This window comes from Pseudomonas sp. GW822-FHT02G04 (genome assembly GCF_058802085.1).
On record NZ_JBXANU010000005.1, the window covers coordinates 263,689 to 277,829 of the forward strand.

The 14,141-nt window shown below is 57.3% G+C and carries 14 protein-coding genes and 2 pseudogenes; 8 read left to right on the forward strand and 8 right to left on the reverse strand.

Going from position 1 to position 14,141, the window contains the following annotated elements; all coding sequences use genetic code 11:
- Positions 1-4: 4 nt before the first annotated feature.
- Genes AC1RO5_RS09705 through AC1RO5_RS09725 form a run of 5 tightly spaced genes read right to left on the reverse strand, consistent with a single transcriptional unit; the run spans position 5 to position 4,175 of the window.
- Positions 5-613 carry a PqiC family protein gene (locus tag AC1RO5_RS09705; RefSeq protein ID WP_493174706.1) on the reverse strand — a complete coding sequence of 203 codons (609 nt, stop codon included), beginning with the start codon at positions 611-613 and terminating at the stop codon, positions 5-7.
- On the reverse strand, positions 610-2,250 hold the full coding sequence (locus AC1RO5_RS09710) for a PqiB family protein (protein WP_493174776.1): 1,641 nt from the start codon (positions 2,248-2,250) through the stop codon (positions 610-612). The genes AC1RO5_RS09705 and AC1RO5_RS09710 overlap by 4 nt, the downstream gene beginning before the upstream one ends.
- The gene (locus AC1RO5_RS09715) at positions 2,243-2,881 is read right to left on the reverse strand and encodes a paraquat-inducible protein A (RefSeq protein ID WP_493174707.1); all 639 of its coding nucleotides are present in this window, start codon (positions 2,879-2,881) and stop codon (positions 2,243-2,245) included. The genes AC1RO5_RS09710 and AC1RO5_RS09715 overlap by 8 nt, the downstream gene beginning before the upstream one ends.
- Complete coding sequence (locus AC1RO5_RS09720) at positions 2,878-3,504, reverse strand: paraquat-inducible protein A (protein ID WP_493174708.1); 627 nt, start codon at positions 3,502-3,504, stop codon at positions 2,878-2,880. The genes AC1RO5_RS09715 and AC1RO5_RS09720 overlap by 4 nt, the downstream gene beginning before the upstream one ends.
- A gap of 8 nt (positions 3,505-3,512) precedes the next feature.
- Positions 3,513-4,175 (reverse strand): DUF3313 domain-containing protein, encoded by a 663-nt coding sequence (locus AC1RO5_RS09725; protein WP_493174709.1) that lies wholly within the window; start codon positions 4,173-4,175, stop codon positions 3,513-3,515.
- Positions 4,176-4,401: 226 nt separating this feature from the next.
- On the opposite strand from AC1RO5_RS09725, the gene AC1RO5_RS09730 reads away from it, so the two are divergent.
- Positions 4,402-5,019, forward strand: coding sequence for a TetR/AcrR family transcriptional regulator (locus AC1RO5_RS09730; RefSeq protein ID WP_493174710.1), 618 nt, complete (start codon positions 4,402-4,404; stop codon positions 5,017-5,019).
- A gap of 50 nt (positions 5,020-5,069) precedes the next feature.
- On the opposite strand, the pseudogene AC1RO5_RS09735 reads toward AC1RO5_RS09730, so the two are convergent.
- Both AC1RO5_RS09735 and AC1RO5_RS09740 read right to left on the reverse strand, forming a co-directional pair.
- A pseudogene (locus tag AC1RO5_RS09735) lies at positions 5,070-5,210 on the reverse strand (ArsR family transcriptional regulator); the annotation flags it as partial.
- Positions 5,211-5,278: 68 nt separating this feature from the next.
- Positions 5,279-5,485: pseudogene (locus AC1RO5_RS09740) on the reverse strand (hypothetical protein); the annotation flags it as partial.
- A 403-nt stretch (positions 5,486-5,888) separates the two neighbouring features.
- Here AC1RO5_RS09740 and AC1RO5_RS09745 point away from each other — a divergent pair.
- The 4 genes from AC1RO5_RS09745 to AC1RO5_RS09760 are packed head-to-tail and all read left to right on the forward strand — an operon-like array spanning position 5,889 to position 10,869.
- The gene (locus AC1RO5_RS09745; RefSeq protein WP_493174711.1) at positions 5,889-6,200 is read left to right on the forward strand and encodes an antibiotic biosynthesis monooxygenase family protein; all 312 of its coding nucleotides are present in this window, start codon (positions 5,889-5,891) and stop codon (positions 6,198-6,200) included.
- Positions 6,190-6,480 (forward strand): LysR family transcriptional regulator, encoded by a 291-nt coding sequence (locus AC1RO5_RS09750; protein WP_493174712.1) that lies wholly within the window; start codon positions 6,190-6,192, stop codon positions 6,478-6,480. Before AC1RO5_RS09745 ends, AC1RO5_RS09750 begins: the two co-directional genes overlap by 11 nt.
- A gap of 44 nt (positions 6,481-6,524) precedes the next feature.
- A complete protein-coding gene (locus tag AC1RO5_RS09755; RefSeq protein ID WP_493174777.1) occupies positions 6,525-9,704 on the forward strand; it encodes an efflux RND transporter permease subunit in 3,180 nt (1,059 codons plus the stop codon).
- A 1-nt stretch (position 9,705) separates the two neighbouring features.
- Entirely contained in the window at positions 9,706-10,869 is a 1,164-nt protein-coding gene (locus AC1RO5_RS09760) for an efflux RND transporter periplasmic adaptor subunit (RefSeq protein ID WP_493174713.1), read from the forward strand.
- 9 nt (positions 10,870-10,878) lie between these two features.
- Here AC1RO5_RS09760 and AC1RO5_RS09765 read toward each other — a convergent pair whose 3' ends face one another.
- On the reverse strand, positions 10,879-11,772 hold the full coding sequence (locus tag AC1RO5_RS09765) for a LysR family transcriptional regulator (protein WP_493174714.1): 894 nt from the start codon (positions 11,770-11,772) through the stop codon (positions 10,879-10,881).
- Positions 11,773-11,971: 199 nt separating this feature from the next.
- Here AC1RO5_RS09765 and AC1RO5_RS09770 point away from each other — a divergent pair, with 199 nt between their 5' ends.
- From AC1RO5_RS09770 to AC1RO5_RS09780, 3 genes are read left to right on the forward strand one after another with little or no spacing between them, the layout of a single operon-like run.
- The gene (locus AC1RO5_RS09770) at positions 11,972-12,415 is read left to right on the forward strand and encodes a (R)-mandelonitrile lyase (protein WP_493134769.1); all 444 of its coding nucleotides are present in this window, start codon (positions 11,972-11,974) and stop codon (positions 12,413-12,415) included.
- 53 nt (positions 12,416-12,468) lie between these two features.
- Positions 12,469-13,149 (forward strand): (2Fe-2S)-binding protein, encoded by a 681-nt coding sequence (locus AC1RO5_RS09775; protein WP_493156460.1) that lies wholly within the window; start codon positions 12,469-12,471, stop codon positions 13,147-13,149.
- Positions 13,149-14,132: an FAD binding domain-containing protein gene (locus AC1RO5_RS09780; RefSeq protein WP_493174715.1), complete on the forward strand. Its 984-nt coding sequence runs from the start codon at positions 13,149-13,151 to the stop codon at positions 14,130-14,132. Before AC1RO5_RS09775 ends, AC1RO5_RS09780 begins: the two co-directional genes overlap by 1 nt.
- Positions 14,133-14,141: the final 9 nt, after the last annotated feature.

A 14,141-nucleotide genomic window follows, 5' to 3' on the forward strand; every position in this document is an offset into this window, starting at 1 on the left:
GAATCTACTGTGTGCACTCCGAACTCCGTGACATTGACCAGCGACGTGCTTCTTCAGCAATTTGTTCGCCCAGCGCCGTAACCGTTCGTTGTTGAGCGCGGGCGAGGTGAGCATAGTCACCGGACGCGTCCTCCCTGAACTGGCCCTGGCAAATCAAGTGGGAGGGGGTCGTATCGTCAGCGAAGCTCAAACTCCAGTTCGCGTACAACTCGACCTGCCTACCTGGCCAGTTATCGAAGCGTCGAACCTGTACCTTTATCCTCAGCAGCGGTTTATCTGACGACGGTGTCAGTCCGGAAACATCCTGGGTGCCGAGACGATGCGTTAGCTCCGCGGAGAGTGCGCTGCGCAGTTCGTCACTCAGCGGCGCTATCCAGCGTTCACCTTCGAGCATGCCGATACTGGTTTCTCCGAGCCGCACTACCCATTGCGGTTGGTCGATCTGAACCGGCACGCCCACCTCCAGAATATCGATCAGGAAAGGAGCGGGGGGAAGCTGTATTGACGTTACGGGGGACGGTGCAACGAGGGTGTGATAATGGGTGGGCGTTGAGCCGCACCCGGCCAGCCCTGCGATCAGGGCAATAAGGCCAAAACGGGCCGCAATGCTCATTGCAATGATTCCTGGGAAACCGAGAGGGGACGAGGAGCGGGCTGATCATCTGGCCGGCCGCGCAACAAGGATTCCGGATGGCGACTCAGCAGTTCAGTGAGCACGCGAAAGTTTACCGCCGCGCGTTTCACTTCTTGCAGTGTATGGCCCAATGCCTGCGGTATCGGCGCCTCCCCATCCATCAACCGCTGCATAACGCCTAGTGTTTGATTCGCTTGCTGCAATGTCTGCGTCGTTTGCGGCAGCACTTGCTCATTGACCTGGTGCAGCGTCTTGTCCAGGCCAACCAACGTCGCGTCCAGATGCCGGGCGATGGCGTCGAGCGGTAGTTTGTCGACCTTGCCGATGATGCTGGCCAGTTGTTCTTGCAGGTGGTCGAAACTGCTGGGGATGGTTGGAATATTGAGTGGTCGCGCACGGGTATCGAACGTAACCTTTGGTGCGGTTGGCACATAGTCGAGTGCTACATAGAGTTGACCGGTCAGCAGGTTGCTCGAGCGCACTTGCGCGCGCAGCCCCTGTTCGACCATGCCTCGTAAAAAGGTAGCCGCCTGTTGCTCCCGGTCGCCATGGGGTTTGGGTAGCTTTTCCTGCACCCGCCCCAATCGCTGTTGATAGATCTCTATCCCCACGATCGTCGGAAAGCGCTGCCTGGACGCATCGTAATCGAGCTCCATCGAGACGACCCGGCCGACAGTGACTGAGGAGAACTCCACTGGCGCACCCACCGTCAAGCCACGCAATGACTGGTCAAAACGAAGCTGGATGTAGTGGGCCGGGCCATCCGGTTGCGCCATGGCACTTTTCTGATCTTGCTCCAGTGAAAACGGCGAGTCGGCGGTTGCCGGTTCGGCGCGACTGCCCTCCGGCGAAGAAAATGCAATGCCTCCAGCCACGATGGCAGCCACCGATTGAGTTTTGACTTTCAGCCCTTCGGCGCTGATGGAGAAATCCACGCCACTGGCATTCCAGAAGCGTGTATCCGTTGTCACGAAGCGATCATAGGGGGCGTCGATGAAGACTTGCAGGTTCACACCCTTGCCATCGCTGTCCAGCTGATAGGACACGACCCGCCCGACCTTTACGTCTCGGTAGTATGCGGGGGAATCAATATCTAGCGAATTGAGCTGCGAGGTACGAATAGTAAAGATTTTGCCCGGCATGCCGCTGATGACGGTGGGCGGAGATTCCAGACCGGTAAAGGTGGTGGCAGGTTTCGTTGAGGCGCCGGTATCCACACCGATGTAAGCCCCTGAAAGCAATGTATCGACACCGGATATACCACGGGCACCAATACGTGGCCGCACGACCCAAAAACGTGTGTCCTCGCGAGCTAGGCTCTCGGCGCTCTCAACCAGCGAGGCGGTGACCAGCACATGGGAGCGATCATCGCTCAAGGTGATAGAGGAGACGCTGCCGACCGTGACATCTTTGTATTTGACCGGCGTCTTGCCCGCTTCCAGGCCTGTGGCAGTTTGAAACGTCAGGTTGATCTGCGGGCCGACCGACAGCCAGGCACGCATCAACATCGAAACCCCGACCAGTGCGGCAACCAGAGGCACCAGCCAGACCAACGATAGCCGGCGGCGTTTGTCCACCGTCGGAGGGTGTGGCCAATCATGGGCGTTGTCAGGCATTTGATGCATGGTTTTGCTCACCATCCCAGATCAGACGTGGGTCGAAACTCATGGCCGAGAGCAGGGTGAGAATCACCATCAGGCCAAAGAAAAAAATGCCCGCGCGCGGTTCGATGACGCTGAGGGTCTGAAATTTGACGAGTGCGGCCACGACGGCGACCACCATCACGTCGAGCATCGACCAGTAACCGATCAATTCGATCAGGCGGTAGAGGCGGGCACGCTCGCGCATCGCCCGATTGCTGCGTTGCTGTGCGGTGAACAGCAACGTGCCGAGAACCAGAAATTTGGTGCAGGGCACTCCCACGCTGGCGATGAAAATAACCAGTGCAATGCCGAAAGAGCCCGACGCCCAGAACTCGATGACTCCGTGCAAAATGGTGCTCTCGCTGCCATGACCGAACAGGCTGGAGTACATCACCGGCAGTACATTGGCGGGGATATAGGCAATCAGGCCCGTCAGCAGAAAGGCCCAGCCTCGGGCAATGCTGTCTGGGCGTCGTCGATGAAGCCTTGAGCGGCAGCGAGGGCATTGAGCGAGCTCGCCTTGATCGGGGACGTTCTCACAGACCAGTCCACACAGGTGGCAGGCGATGACGCCCAGATGCACGGCACGCGGTGAGTATTTCAATTTCTCACCTCATTGCCCTGTAGCGGCATATTCAGCTCCCACAGCCAGCGCATGTCCCGGTTGGCGATCAGTCCAAGCAGCGCCATTAACACGGCCATCCCCCAAATACCCGCACCCGGCAGCACCTGCACAACGCTTGAGAGTTTGATCACCGCGACCAAGGTGCCGAGCATGCAGACTTCGACCATGCACCAGGGATGCAAACGGATGAGCAGCCGCATGGCCTGGGAGAAACCAGGAGCCATTCGCCCGGCCCGGGCGAATCCCAACACCCAGCCCAACAGGGCGATCTGCAACATGGGCGCAACGATGATCGAAAGCGCAGCCAACGCTGCGATGGGGTATGCCGAGCTGTGTGCAAGCGCGGCGGCAGCGTCCCAAAGTGTCGCTTCGTTGTGCAGGCCATGGAAGCTGATACGGATGACCGGGCAAACGTTGGTGATCACGAAGGCGATAGCCGCCGCGACGGTCAGCGCTAGCCATCGGTCGACATCAAGCAGACCGGCGCGATACAGGATGGCCGAGCATCGCCGGCATCGCGCTACTTCTCCTGAGGTCACGGCGAAGCGTTGATACACCGTGTCGCAATGCTCGCAGGCGATCAGGTACGGATACGTTTTCATGGGCGGCGTTATTCGAACTGGGCGAGGAGCGCGTCCGCGCCTTTATCGATCCCCGTTTTTGCGGCGCTCAGCGATCCACGCGTGGCGCTGATGTTCAGCGAGTTCGGGTATTGCTTGGTCACGTAAGCGTTAAGCAGACGGTTGTTGGACGCGTCATAAATCTCGACCGCATAACTGACCGAACCGGTAAACGAACCTTCTTTCCCACGAATCGATTGCACGATGTTGTAAGGGCCGCCGGCCAGATCGAACCTTGTGAATGTGCCGAGAAAGGGCGTAGTGGTTTGCGCGCCGGTCAAGGTCAGCTTGACTCTCAGGGCATTGGGCGCCGCGACCCGCGTCAACTTGAAGCGTTCTTGCAGGCGTTCGCTGAACTGGCGGTGCATGTATTGGGAGAGGGTTTGCCGGTCGGCTTGAGACAGGTCGCCGAACTGATTATCCGGTGCTTGATAGAGCGTGACCGGCTCCAGAATAAACGCCGAATACTGTTTCCAGTCCACGTTGGCTTTGTAGATATAAGGCATCCGGTCGACGTCACCCTCGTTGTTCGGCGCCAGGCGTGCCGAGGAATCGATATCCGAATACAACGACGGCGATGTCCCGGCACATCCGGCCATGGCCAGGGTGACCGTCAACATTGTCAGTCGAGAAGTCTTGAGCAATTTGTGCATGTCAGAACCCTGCTTGAAGAGCGTGATCAGGTGGGATAAAGCTGTCTTCAGCTTCACAAAATCCAGGGGTGACCCAGCCGTTCCTTGTCTTTGAAGGGCGTGGGCAGTACAGTGGGTTTTTGTTTAAAACTGAACCAGTTGGTACGCTTTAGATTCTTGCGTGGCGAGCAAATGCCTGTCAAGCGAAAAATGTACACGTCGGTTCACTTATGAAGTGGGAGTGGTGATGAAGGTAAGGACGGAGGCGCGCCGCGACTCGATCATTGAGGCTGCGGCGCTTCTGTTTCAGGAAGTGGGCTATGAACGGGCGTCGATGAATGAATTGACCAAGCGGCTGGGCGGTTCCAAAGCCACGCTGTATGGCTATTTCCCGTCCAAGGAATCGTTGTTTGTGGAGGTCGTTCGTGCCGTCGCCACCGTGCATTTATCCGAGGCGGTGGCGCAACTGTCTGCCCGAGACAGGGATCAGGTTACGTTCGAGCAAATGCTGATGCGCTTTGGCGAGCGAATGTTATTGGTGTTGACCAATGAGAGCAGTGCGCTGGCGGTGTACCGGATGGTCATGGCCGAGGCGGGGCGTTCGAACATCGGCATGCTGTTTTACGAAGCAGGGCCAAGCGAATGTAATGAGGTGTTGTCGACCTGGATGGCCGAAGCCATGACCCGGGGTGAGCTCCGTCAGGCTGACCCACAGGTTAAGGCCGCACAATTCCTGGCACTGTTAACTGCTGAAGTACAGGTCAGGCTTTTTCAACCCAGTTCAGAGCCTTTGGAAGTCGAGCAGATTCAAGCGTTGGTCGGTCGAGCGGTAGAGATGTTTCTGTTGGGTGCAGCTCCTCACTGAAGCGTGCGCTGTGCCTAACCCCGAGCGTCCTAATGTTCGCTCTAGGGCTATTGAGCCGCCTTGGGCTGGGCTTCATCCAGAGCACAGGTCAATTCACATACACAAAGTTCTTATTCACGAGCGATCAGCAGCAGCATGATACGCACCCGAGTTTCATCGGCGAGGCATTTGAAGACGGTGGTCGGTGTCAGGTGGGTCGGGACGAAGCACTCAAAGGAGCAAAGTAAACAGACTGCTGTTCACTGATTCCTAATGGACACTCCGGTGTCATGAGCACCGCGAGCGTCATTTTGATGAACTCTTCGTTCTTGCTGATCGTTTCCAGCGCGCCGCGCACATTGCCTCCAACTTCACCCGAGCCGTGTTGCTCGACCCAAAGCGTAAGCTCCATGATCGCGGCTTCGAGGGCGAGTTGGTTCTGATTGATTTTGAAGAGTAGGGAAGGGAGTAGCTCTGCATTCGATATTGTGATGCCTCCGAGGAAGAGGACAGTGTAGTAAAGGTCTGAAACGGTTTGACATGGCTCCGCAACAGTCGAGTCCTGGCTCACCAAGTGATTTAGGTTTGAGTACAAAAGGGCCCGAGAGGGTCTTTTTTATTAGTGCAGCGTTCAACAGATTTGCTACGCCGGTAGCGCTCTGAGCTGTAGCGCACTTCCTCCCGGCAGCCGGCCCGATCTCCGAGGTGCACGGTCGGTATTGATTTCAAATTGTGTCTATCAATTGGAAGTTTCAGTTCCAATGTCACGAATTACGTGGCTTTGAGTCTATTCATGAGCTGAGCTCATAGGCATATGTTGACTGAGTGACGTAGTCGCTTTACCTCGTCGCAGCTAGATTCGCGCTAAGCCTATTAAGCAGGATCAGCCGATGGCTATCGAATGCGTCAATACTATTGAAATACGTCTTTTCGAGACCGCTGAATCGACTTTCGAAGAAACCGCCAAGTCTTGCATCGGAACACTTCAAGATTCCGTTGGGTGTCTCGACTACACCCTGACTCGAAGCACGCGAGAGGCCGGTCTTTGGTGGCTCACCGGCTATTGGGACAGTGAATCCAAAATGACCCTATCGTACGAAAGCGTGCCCATGATGCAGTTGCTCAACTGCCTGGTCGAAGAGGGCGCAAGCCTGAATTTCTGGAGCTTTGTTCCCCAGACGGCCGTAACTCATGGCGATTAACGCGCAGATGCTGCACGGTATCGATCTGAATAGCTTGCTGACGTTTTTGCTGGTTTACCACGAGCACAGTGTCAGCCGCGCCGCTCTTCGTCTCGATATCAGCCAGCCAGCCGTCAGCAACACGCTGGCCAAACTACGGATCTACTTTCGTGATCCGCTGTTCATTCGAGACGCCGGAACCCTGGTTCCAACGCGACGAGCTCGAACTATTGCTGACGAACTCACGCCAGCGTTCATGCACATCGAAGTTGCCCTAGGGCACTCCCAGTCGAAGAGCTGAACTGAATTCAACTTTCGTCGATTAAGTAACCGGAGCCATCAGTGCTGATACGTACCGTGATGGTGGCCTTGCGCCGCCCCTATACTTTTGTCGTGATGGCATTACTCGTTTTGATTGTCGGCCCGTTAACGGCCTCGCGTACACCGACCGATATTTTTCCGGAAATTCGGATACCAGTGATTGCCGTGGCCTGGCAGTACACGGGGTTACCGCCAGACCAGATGGCAGGGCGAATCTCTACAGTTTTTCAACGCTTGCTAACCGCGTCGGTTAACGACATCGAGCACATAGAATCCAACACGTACCCGGGCGTGGGCGTCGTTAAGATCTTTTTCCAGCCGGGTGTAGATATTGCTGTTGCAAACGCGCAGATCACGGCCGCCTCGCAAGTCGCGTTGCGGCAGATGCCTGCTGGTATCCAGCCGCCTGTGATCCTCAACTACAACGCTGCCACTGTGCCGATCCTGCAACTGGCGCTTTCGGGTGAGGGCTTATCGGAGCAGCAACTCTTCGACCTGGGTATGAACACTGTTCGGACGCCCTTGATTACCGTGCCTGGTGTAGTGATGCCTCTGCCTTATGGTGGCAAGCAACGCCAAGTTCAGATTGACGTCAACCCTGAAGCGCTGCAGGCCCGTGGACTTTCGGCTCAGGATGTTTCTGCTGCGCTGGCTGCCCACAATATCCTGGTGCCGATTGGTACACAAAAGATCGGTGAGTTGGAATACACCCTGCAGCTCAATGGTGCTCCGTCGGCGATCGACGATCTGGGGTTGCTGCCTGTCAAAGTTGTTGACGGCAGCACGATCTATCTCCGTGACGTCGCCGATGTCCATGATGGCAATGCTCCGCAGACCAATATTGTCCACGTCGACGGAAGCCGTTCGGTGTTGATGTCGGTGCTCAAGAATGGATCGGCATCAACGCTGGCCATCGTTGATGGCATTCGAGCACAGATCGAAGCCCTCAAGCCAGGTTGGCCCGAGGCGCTGAATGTTCAACCCATCAATGACCAGTCGCTGTTCGTGCGCGCGGCAATCAAGGGTGTAGTCCTGGAAGGCGCTATCGCTGCTGTGCTAACGAGCGTAATGATTCTGCTGTTCCTCGGTAGCTGGCGGTCGACCCTGATCATTGCGGTGTCGATCCCACTGGCGATCTTGGGTTCGTTGATCATCCTGGCTGCCTTGGGTGAAACCCTCAATCTGATGACCCTCGGCGGTTTGGCGCTAGCCATCGGCATCCTGGTGGATGACGCAACGGTGACTATCGAGAACGTCAACTGGCACTTGGAGCAGGGCAAGGACGTCGAGACCTCGATATTGGACGGGGCACGCCAGATCGTTACGCCTGCTTTCGTGTCGCTGCTTTGCATCTGTATAGCGTTTGTTCCGATGTTCTTTCTCGAAGGCGTTTCGCGGTATCTGTTCGTACCGATGGCCGAAGCAGTGATCTTTGCCATGATCTGTTCCTTCATTCTGTCCAGGACGCTGGTACCGACCATGGCCAAGTACCTGCTGCAGCCGCATCAAGTACACCATGAGCCACAGCCGGTTTCACGCAACCCGCTGATACGCTTTCAAAGGGGGTTTGAGATCCGTTTCGACCGACTACGCCAGCGATATCAGCAAGTGCTCGAAAGCGCACTGCGCCGTCGCAAAGCATTCCTCCTGGGTTTCATGGCGGTCGTGACACTGTCGTTCGGTTTGGTGCCTTTTATTGGTAGCAACTTCTTCCCGACGGTGGATTCCGGACAAGTGCTCATGCATGTGCGGGTACCTGTGGGTACTCGGGTAGAGGAGACCGCCTCACGCTTCGCGCAGATAGAGGAGGCAATACGTAGCATCATCCCGGCCGATGAGATCACCACCTTGGTAGACAACATCGGCCTGCCACCGAGCAACATCAACCTGACCTACAACAATACCGGGGTCATGGGCTCCCAGGATGGCGATTTCCAGATCGCGTTGCGCACTGGCCATCAACCCACGGCTGACTATGTGAAGAAGTTGCGTGAGGTTTTGCCTGAACGATTCCCGGACAGCACTTTTTCATTTCCTCCGGCGGACATCGTCAGTCAGATCCTCAACTTCGGTGCCCCTGCGCCTATCGAGATTCAGATTCGGGGCAACAACGTAGAAGCGAACTTCGCCTATGCGCAGCAGTTGCTCAAGCGAATCCGCACGGTGCCGGGGTTGGCTGATGCTCGCATCCTGCAATCGAACAAGGCGCCGGTATTCAATGTCGACCTGGATCGCACCCAGGCCCAGTTGCTGAACCTAACCACTCGCGATGTCACCAACAGCCTTGTCGTCAACCTGGCGGGGAGCAGCCAGGTAGCACCCACCTACTGGCTCAATCCTGCCAACGGTGTGAGCTACCCGATCGTGTTGCAGACACCACAGCCAAAACTGGACTCGTTAGCTGCCCTGGCCAACCTGCCTGTCGGCAACGGCAGCACGGCGAACGTCACCACGCTCGGTGCAGTGGCGGACTTCGAGCGAACGACCGGCAGCGGCATGGTCAGCCAGTACAACGTCCAATCGATGGTACAGATCCATGCGGCTACCCAAGACCGTGACCTTGGCGCCGTCGCCAAAGACATCCGGCAGATCATCGCGCAAATGGCCAATGAGGTGCCGCGTGGCAGCAGGGTCAATCTAATGGGCCAGGTGCAGACCATGGAACGCGCATTTTCGGGCCTGTTGTACGGCCTGCTCGGCGCAATCGTGCTGATCTACCTGTTGATCGTCGTCAATTTTCAATCCTGGGTCGACCCGGCGGTGATCGTTTCCGGACTGTCCGCTGCACTAGCAGGAATCGTCTGGATGCTCTTTGCCACCGGTACCACCTTGTCTGTGCCTGCGTTGACCGGGGCGATCATGTGCATGGGCGTGGCCACTGCCAACAGTGTGCTGGTGATCAGTTTCGCTCGCGAACGCCTGCAGGAGCTGGGTGATGCGACCGCAGCAGCGCTGGAAGCCGGCATCGCACGCTTACGACCAGTGCTTATGACCGCGTTGGCAATGATCCTCGGCATGCTGCCCATGGCATTGGGCATGGGCGAGGGGGGGGAGCAGAACGCCCCACTGGGCCGCGCAGTGATCGGCGGTCTGCTGTTCGCAACCGTCGCGACTTTGTTATTTGTTCCAGTGCTTTTCAGCCTGGCTCACCGCAACGATTTCCGTACTGAACCCAAGCAGCACCTTGTTTCTGGAGCAATCTGATATGCCTTTGAAAGCCCCCGCAAACTTCAGCGCGTCCGGCCGCTTTCTGTTCATCCTCGGGGCGGTAGCGACTGCCGGCGTGATTATCATCGTTGGGATTGTTAGTCGCCACTCGCAAGCTGGTCAGTTGGAACAGATTGCGGAGCGTAAACGGATCGCTACGGTCGCACTGGTTATGCCCAGCCTTGTGACGCCAGCTTCCCTGCAGCTTCCTGGGCGTATCGAAGCTTGGTCACGCGCGCCGCTGTATGCGCGAGTCAGTGGCTACCTTAAGGGTTGGGACAAGGACATAGGGTCGCCGGTCAAGGCTGGTCAGCTTTTGGCCGAGATCGATGCCCCGGATCTAGACCAGCAATTGCGCCAGGCCCGCGCAGAGTTGGCCACGTCCCGCAGTGAAATGGCATTGGCCAGCACCACGGCCAAACGCTGGGAGCAGTTGCGTGAGAGCGAAGCCGTATCGCTTCAAGAAGTTGAGGAGCGCCTCGGCGATTTCGCTACCAAGCGATCTCAGGTCAACGAAGCTCAGGCCAATGTAGACCGGCTGCAGGCGCTGCAGCGTTACACCCGAATCGTGGCGCCATTTGATGGAGTAGTGACTGCCCGCAACACGGACGTCGGCGCATTGATAAACGTCGGTATGACAGCAGGAAGCGAATTGTTCGTCGTCTCCGATGTGAGTCGGCTGCGCGTTTATGTCAGCGTCCCTCAGCGTCAACTTGCGTGGGTAAAAGTAGGTGGTCGCGCCAAGCTCAGCGTTCCCGAGCGTCCTGGAAAGACGTTCGATGCCACGGTGCAGTCGTTGGCCCAAGCGGTCGATGTGGGATCTGGGGCAATGCGCGTTCAACTCAGTGTTGAAAACGAGGGTAATGAACTGCTTCCAGGATCGTTCGCCACCGTGCAGTTTGAAGGGGTACTTACACCCACCACGCTCAGTCTGCCACCTAGTGCACTGATCGTAAGTAAGAATGGCGTGCAGGTGGCGACGGTGGATGGAGCTGGAATAGTGCAGCTAAAGAAGGTCACGGTGGCTCGCGACTACGGCACTTACCTTGAACTCGCCGATGGAGTTAGCCAGTCCGACCAGGTCATTGCCAATCCGCCTGACGGATTAAGTTCGGGTGACCAGGTGCGAATTGCCCAGGTAGAGGCCACTGCAGCGAAGTAGATAAATGCACTACTCCCGGTAACGCAAAGCCTCCACCAAAAGAGCGAATGCAGGGGGCACCTGGCGCCTGTTTGGATAATAAAGGTGGAAGCCAGGGAACCGAGGGCTCCAATCCTCAAGCACGTGGATCAAGCGTCCCTCTGCAATGTAAGGAGCGGCAATGTCCGTGGGCACGTAACTCAGACCAAAGCCGTCTAGTGCAGCGTCCAGTAGATGATAAATGCCGTTGTACGTGATTTGCCCTGAAACGCGAACCTTCAGAGTCTCGTTGTCTTTTTCGAATTCCCAGGCGTACAGACCACCATTTGTGGGTAGGCGCAGATTGTTGCATTGGTGCTGTACGAGATCACGAGGTGTCTGCGGCAGCGTGCGGGTAGCGAAATAAACGGGCGCCCCTACAACCGACATGCACAAGTCCGGGCCAATTCGAGTGGCAATCATGCCCTCGGCGACGTCTTCGCCGAGCCGGACGCCGGCATCGAAGCCTTGCGCTGCGATATCGACGAAGCTGTAGTCGCAGCAAACCTCCACTGAGATGTCGGGATACTCCGGTAAGAAACTTTTTAGCGCCGGACGCAGCACCAAGTCCAATGAATAGTCCATGGCGTTGATCCGGATCTTCCCGGTAGGGGTGTCTCGCAGATCACTGAGTAGCGCCAATTCGTACTCGATTTCCTCGAATCGTGGGCCAACCCTTTTGATCAGACGCTCGCCCGCTTCGGTGGGCGATACGCTGCGCGTGGTGCGGGTCAGCAGACGCAGTCCCAATCGAGCTTCCAACGCCCGGACAGTATGGCTAAGGGCCGATTGCGATACGCCTAGTTTAGCTGCCGCCTTGGTGAAGCTGCGCTCCCGGGCTACCGCGAGAAAGGCAAGCAAGTCGTTAGCATTTTCCCGAAGCATTGATGAGTCCAGTTCATGAGGTTATGTGGATTCTACCTACTAATCACCTGTATCCGTAAAGGCTACATTCAAACGCTGCATCACCCACGCTAGGCTTCCCCCAATTCGAGGACATCCTATGTCTGCTGTTGGCTTTCCCGCGCTCAGGGCACACAGACTGAAATATGCAACTTTGTTTCAAGTGATCGGCGTGGCGCTAATGCTTGTTGCATTCAGTGTTCGCGGTGAAGAGTTCTCATCAGTGACGGTCACCCCGGTGGGCTCTCAACCGTCCACTACAGGCCCTGCGGAATACTTCACAGGGAAGGCCCGAGTTGACTCACGGTTCCAGGGATCAAATGGTGCTCGCGTCAGCGGAGGTACCGTAACTTTTGAGCCTGGTGCTCGTACCGCATGGCACACCCATCCGTTGGGCCAGACGTTGATAGTCACTTCCGGTGTCGGCCTAGTGCAACAGGAGGGACAGGCAATTCATGTCATTCGCCCGGGCGACACGGTGTGGATTCCGCCTGGCGTCAAACACTGGCATGGCGCAACGCCCACAAATGGCATGAGCCATGTCGCAATCGCCGAGTTGCTCGAAGGCAGCGCGGTTCAATGGCTAGAGCAAGTGTCCGACGAAGACTACGCCAAGGCCTTTTGATTCACACCGCGCTCCGCGTTCACCGCAGCGGCGACTGTTAAAGGTGGAACTTGATGACTGAGACTAAAGATTTAGACAAGCCCGAAGGTTCACCGGCTGCGGTGCTATCCGGCGTCACACCTTCACGACGTCACTTTCTGAAGTTTGGCGTTTCGGGAATCGCCGCAGCGACCGTGTCGACCTGGATCCCTGAAAGTGTGGTTGCTGCACAGTTGGCGCCACAAGTGATCGAAGACGAAGGCGCGCCCAAAGCGGGTGAGCAACGCATCCAACTGACGGTAAATGGGAAGTTGCACAAGCTCAACGTCCCGGCTAACGCGATATTGCTGGACGTCTTGCGCGACCGCCTGCAACTGACCGGCACCAAGAAGGGTTGCGATCACGGCCAGTGCGGCGCGTGCACCTTATTGGTCAACGGTGTCGCGATCAACTCCTGCCTTTCAATCGCCATGCAGCACGATGGAGACAGCATCACTACCATTGAAGGCTTGTCCCAGGGAGACGACCTGCACCCAGTACAGGAAGCCTTCTGGGATCACGATGCATATCAGTGCGGCTACTGCACTTCAGGCCAGATCATGAGCGCCGTGGCGCTGCTCAATGATCCAAACATCGGCACTGACGATGCCAGCGTCAAGGAGGCCATGAGCGGCAATATCTGTCGCTGCGGTGCCTACAAGAACATTCTCGCGGCGATTCAGTCGGCACGCGGGAAGATGGGAGGGGCGGTCTGATGCGTACTTTCGACTATGCCCGCGCGCAATCGCCTGCTCAGGCCATCAGTAGCCATGCCGCACCGGGCCTGCCGTTCTATCTGGCAGGCGGTACTACGTTGCTGGATCTGGTGAAGCTTGATGTCATGCAACCCGACCGGTTGGTGGATATCAATCACCTCACTCTCAAGCAAATCGAGCCGCTTGCTGATGGCCGCGTGCGCATTGGTGCGCTGGTTAGCAATACCGAACTAGCGAGCCATCCGCTGATCCGCGATCGCTATGCCGTGTTGTCTCAGGCGATTCTGGCCGGTGCCTCTACGCAGCTGCGCAATAAGGCCAGCACCGGGGGTAATGTCATGCAGCGAGTGCGCTGCAACTACTTTCGCGACGGTGTATCGCCCTGCAACAAGCGCCAGCCTGGATCCGGCTGTGCGGCTATCGGTGGTCACAACCGCAGCGTCCACGCCGTGCTAGGTACCAGCGAGCAATGCATCGCGACTCACCCCTCGGACATGTGCGTGGCGATGGTCGCCATCGGTGCGCAGGTGACAGTGCAGGGCCCGAATGGGGAACGCGAGATACCCTTCGGCGATTTCCACATGTTGCCGGGTCAGACGCCCTGGATCGAACATGCGCTCCAGCCCCATGAGCTCATCACTCATGTGACTTTGGATGCACCGCTGGCGAATAGTCGCTCGGGCTACCTGAAACTGCGTGACCGGGACTCCTATCAATTCGCCCTGGCGTCGAGTGCCGTCGTTGTTTTGATGGACGGCCAGCGCATTACTGATGCACGGATTGCCTTGGGCGGGGTGGGCACCAAGCCTTGGCGAGCCCTCGAAGCCGAGCGTGCCCTGGTCGGCCAGAAAGCCGATATTGGGCTGTTTACGCAGGTGGGGGAGCGCGCCATGCAGGGCGCCCGCGCTTACGGGCATAACGCGTTCAAGATCCCGCTCGGCCAACAGGTCGTGACTCGCAACCTTCGCGATCTGACAGCATAGGAGCGCACT